This is a genomic window from Micromonospora sp. NPDC051296, assembly GCF_040682255.1.
Lineage (GTDB): Bacteria > Actinomycetota > Actinomycetes > Mycobacteriales > Micromonosporaceae > Micromonospora > Micromonospora craterilacus.
Genome location: NZ_JBFBAO010000508.1, coordinates 1 through 3,916, shown reverse-complemented (window position 1 = coordinate 3,916; position 3,916 = coordinate 1). Strand labels below are relative to the sequence as shown.

5 protein-coding genes and 1 pseudogene are annotated in these 3,916 nt (G+C 70.5%); 1 reads left to right on the top strand and 5 read right to left on the bottom strand.

Features of this window, described 5'->3' with window-relative positions:
• Positions 1 to 350: 350 nt before the first annotated feature.
• Positions 351 to 1,376, bottom strand: a complete 1,026-nt coding sequence (locus tag AB0M52_RS31950) for a DMT family transporter (RefSeq protein ID WP_363961410.1) — start codon at positions 1,374 to 1,376, stop codon at positions 351 to 353.
• Between AB0M52_RS31950 and AB0M52_RS31945 the strand changes: the two genes are divergently transcribed.
• A complete protein-coding gene (locus tag AB0M52_RS31945; protein ID WP_363961408.1) occupies positions 1,305 to 1,955 on the top strand; it encodes a LysR substrate-binding domain-containing protein in 651 nt (216 codons plus the stop codon). The two genes, AB0M52_RS31950 and AB0M52_RS31945, sit on opposite strands and share 72 nt — an antisense overlap.
• A gap of 323 nt (positions 1,956 to 2,278) precedes the next feature.
• On the opposite strand, the gene AB0M52_RS31940 is transcribed toward AB0M52_RS31945, so the two are convergent.
• The 4 genes and pseudogenes from AB0M52_RS31940 to AB0M52_RS31925 all read right to left on the bottom strand — a co-directional run.
• Positions 2,279 to 2,806 (bottom strand): GNAT family N-acetyltransferase, encoded by a 528-nt coding sequence (locus tag AB0M52_RS31940; RefSeq protein ID WP_363961406.1) that lies wholly within the window; start codon positions 2,804 to 2,806, stop codon positions 2,279 to 2,281.
• Between the two features lie 105 nt (positions 2,807 to 2,911).
• On the bottom strand, positions 2,912 to 3,403 hold the full coding sequence (locus AB0M52_RS31935; protein WP_363961404.1) for an SRPBCC domain-containing protein: 492 nt from the start codon (positions 3,401 to 3,403) through the stop codon (positions 2,912 to 2,914).
• Positions 3,390 to 3,749, bottom strand: coding sequence for a metalloregulator ArsR/SmtB family transcription factor (locus tag AB0M52_RS31930; RefSeq protein WP_363961402.1), 360 nt, complete (start codon positions 3,747 to 3,749; stop codon positions 3,390 to 3,392). The genes AB0M52_RS31935 and AB0M52_RS31930 overlap by 14 nt, the downstream gene beginning before the upstream one ends.
• 55 nt (positions 3,750 to 3,804) lie before the next feature.
• A pseudogene (locus AB0M52_RS31925) lies at positions 3,805 to 3,916 on the bottom strand (formylglycine-generating enzyme family protein); the annotation flags it as partial.

Genomic DNA, 3,916 nt, shown 5'->3' with positions numbered 1-3,916 from the left:
GTACGCCTCCACCTTCAACCCGCCCGGCCGGTCATTGATCCCGAACCCCGGCCGGGGCCGGTAGAAACCGGCGTTGTCGTCACCGGCCACCCGGGCCACGATCGGATGATCCAGCAGCGCCTCGGCGGAGGTCCCCGAGACACCGTGCACCCGTAGCTCAACCACCTCGTGCGCCAACGTCCCGCCTCCCGGCACCAGCCGACCCGACTCACGATAGTGACCCGACCTGCTGATTCGCGGACCGTTTGGGCTAACGAGAGGGCCGGCCGTGGGTGGGTGCCGCAGGGCGAGACGAACGGATGACCGTTGGTGACCGGGTCGGAATGCCGGGACGGGGCGGGTGCCGGTTGTCAGCGGCGCGTCGCAAGGACCACGCCGGTGAGGCAGAGCGCGCCACCCAGCAGGGCGAGCGGCGCCGGTACCTCGCCCAGCAACGTCCAGGACAGCAGGACGGTCACCGGTGGGACCAGGTAGGTCGCGGCGGTGGTGCGACCCGCAGTCCAGTGGGACAGAACGTAGCCCCAGGTGAGGAAGCCGATCGCGGTCGGGAACACGCCCAGGTACAGCATGCCGAGGGTGGCCGATGACGGGGCGGTGGCGAGTTCCGCGAGGAGCGTGGGAGCGAACGGCAGCAGGGCCACGGTGCCGGCCAGCGCGCCGAGCCAGGTCATCGTCACCGCGTCCACGCGTGCCAGCAGGCGTTTCTGGAGGAGGACGCCGAAGGCGTACAGCACGGCGGAGAGCACCGCCAGCGCGACGCCGACCTTGTCGGCGTGCCCGGTGAAGCCGCTGGCGGCGATGAGGGCCACGCCCGCGAAGGCGACCGTCACCCCGACGCCGAGTCGGCCGGTGAGCCGCTCGCCCAGGACGAGGACCGCGGCCACCGCGACCAGGATGGGCGCGACCGACACCAGCAGTGCCGCCGTCCCGGCATCGACCAGCCGCTCGGCGGCGTTGAGCGTTACGTTGTACCCGCCGAACCAGGCCACGCCCCAGAGAGCGATGAGCCCCAGGGTTCGGCCGCACGGGCGGCCGGAGCGGCGGGGTGCCGGGCCGTCCGCCTCCGGCGCGGCGTGTCCCGGCCGGCGGCGTCGGGCGCCGGTGGTCAGGGCCACGAACGCGCTCAGCGCGATGGACGCCGTCGCCATGCGGCCCAGCGCCATGGCGCCGGGGGAGTAGTCGTGCCCGGCGAATCTGATACCGACGAACGCTGACGCCCACAGGAGCACCGTTGTCCCGGCGGCGGCGACGATCGGCCAGGATCGGGGCCGCCCCGCGGGCGGCGCGGGTACCGGTGCGGGGGTGTGGGTGTTGCCGGTGCCGGCCCGGGTGGAAGGGGCGGACCCGGTCGGTGCAGTGATCTCCGGACTGGCCATGCGGTGATTCTCATCCGCCTGACTGTTCAGTACCAGCGACTAATTCTTCACAAGAATTCAGTAGAACACATCCCGGACAGCCGGGAGGAACGCGCCGACTTGCAGGTGGTGGTGGGGGCCACCGGCTTCGACCCCGGTTCGGGGTTCACCGCGCACCATCTCTTCGACGACCCCTATGTCGCCGTACTGCCCGCCGGGCACCGCTTCGCCGACCGGGAGGAGGTGGACCTGGCCGACCTCGCCGACGAGCGCTGGGTCGACAACGACTTCGCCCGCGGCTGGTGCCGCGCCAACCTCATCGAGGCCTGCACCGCCGCCGGCTTCAGCCCGACCTTCCAGGTCGAGGCGCACGACTACCCGACCGCGCTCGCCTTCGTCGGCGCCGGCATCGGCCTCACGGTGCTCCCCGCACTCGGCGCGGCGAAGCTGCCCGACGGCGTGACCCGTGTCCGGCTGGTCCGCCCCACGCCGATCCGGTCGATCTACGTGGTGGTGCACGACGCGGTCGAGCACACACCGGCGGTGCAGACGGCGGTAGCCGCGCTCCGAGAGGCTGCGGGCGCGGCGGACGCGCGATAGGAGAACTGCTCTGGACGGGGCGTGTGCCTCGACTGGAGCCGGACCCGCGTACGACCGCGAGTCCAGCCACGCGCTGCGGATGGCGTACCGGGCGGACCTGAATGCGACGCTGGAGCCGGCGCCGGGCATCGTCGGCTGGCTGGACCGGGCCGTCGAGCTGGGGCTGCGGCTGGCGGTGGCGAGCAGTTCCCCGGTCACCCATGTGGGCGCGATGCTGGATCAGGCCGGGCTGCGAGACTGGCCGGGCGCGCGGGCCACCTCCGCTAAGCGCAGCCGGCGGAGGCCGGCCGTGTTCCCCATGTTCTGCCCCCAGCCGGATACTCCTATGAGTCGATGTCGGCGGTGCGACGGTAGCGGACCTCGACCATGGGGAAGCCGCGCGAGTCGTCGGTCTTCTTCGATCCGTCGGCCCGCCAGCCGCCCGACTCGTAGAAGCGTCGAGCGCGTCCGTTCGTCTCCAACACCCACAAGACGATCTCTCGATAGCCGGCCTCCGCCAGCCGTCGCATGCCCGCCTCCATCAGCAGCCGGCCGGCACCCTGACCCCAGAACCTCGGCAAGAGGTAGACGGCCTGAATTTCCCCCACCAGCCGCGGATCCGTGTCGGCGTCCCGGCTCGGCGAGACGTTGATCAACCCGACCACGCCGTCATGCTGGTGCTCCAGCACGAGGGTGCCGGCGGGTGCGCGATCCTGCTCGATCCACTGCCGCCATCCCGGCCCGCGTTGGGACGGATCCAGCTGATCGAGATACTCCTGCGGGACCTTCCCGCGGTACGCCTCCTGCCAGGTGCGGACATGGACGACAGCCAGGGCGTCGGCGTCCCGAACGGTTGCGCCTCGAACGATCACGTACGACAGCATGCCAGTACCGCGGGATGGCCAGCGGGCCGGCGATGATTGCCGGGCAGCACCGCCTCCGCAGGGCCCCGCAAGCACGTCAACGGCCCGGGTTCGTCAGGGCGAAACCCGCTGTCCCGGGCGAGCAGTCAAGGTCGACACGTGGGTGACGAACTGGTCCAGGAGTCCCTGAGTTCCTTTGTCCCGGCTCGTGTGGTCGTAGTCGCCCTGGAGGAAGAAGCCTTGCTCGGTGTAGGTCAGCTTGGTTCCGCCGAGCGAGTCCTCGAACTCGACGCCGGCGAGGGAGACGGAGAAGTGGCTGCCGGCGACGTGCATGTCGAACGCGTAGATCAACCGCACGGCTGGTTCGATGAGGTGGTAGCGGGCCGTGTAGATGGACTCGGTGCCGTCCGCGAAGCGGCCGTGCGCGATTTCGGTGCCGCCGACCCGCAGGTCCACGCTTCGCTCGATCTCGGTCCAAGCCGGGCCGACGAACCATTGCCGTCGGTGCTCGAGTGCGGTCCACGCGTCGTACACCACCTGACGGGGTGCGGCGATCTGGCGACTGGCCTCGACCGCGCCGTGGTTCATGGGATCAGGTGTGCTCATCCGGAGCCTCCGTGGTTGCCGGGATGGATTCGACGTACGCCGCGAACGCGTCGAGCTGGTTCTCGACGGCCTCGCGCCGCTCTGCCAGCCACTGCTCGGCCTCGCCGAGTGGTTGGCGGCGGAGCTGGCACGAGCGGGTCCGCCCGGTCTTCGTCGTGGTGACGAGTCCGCTGTCTTCGAGCACCTTGAGGTGCTTGAGGAACGTCGGGAGACCGATCGGGAACGGCTCGGCCAGCTCTTTGACCGACGACTGTCCGCGTTCGGTCAGCGCCTCGATCACCGCGCGGCGGGTCGGGTCGGACAGCGCATGGAAGGTCCGGTCGAGGACCATCCGATAGTTCGCCATGCGGCGAACTATAGCCGATGGTGTGGCATGACCCGGGTCAACCGGCAGGAGGCGATCAAAGCCCGCTTGCGTCCCGGAAACCGACGTCGTCGACCTTGAACGTCGGGTGGCTGCGTCGCCGTACCGACGCCCGGCAGCTCCAGTGCTCGTCGAACCACCCGCCGCCG

Coding starts and splice junctions, on each gene's coding strand:
- AB0M52_RS31950 (WP_363961410.1), bottom strand. CDS start 1,376: ATGGCCAGTCCGGAGATCACTGCACCGACCGGGTCCGCCCCTTCCACC.
- AB0M52_RS31935 (WP_363961404.1), bottom strand. CDS start 3,403: ATGAGCACACCTGATCCCATGAACCACGGCGCGGTCGAGGCCAGTCGC.
- AB0M52_RS31930 (WP_363961402.1), bottom strand. CDS start 3,749: ATGGCGAACTATCGGATGGTCCTCGACCGGACCTTCCATGCGCTGTCC.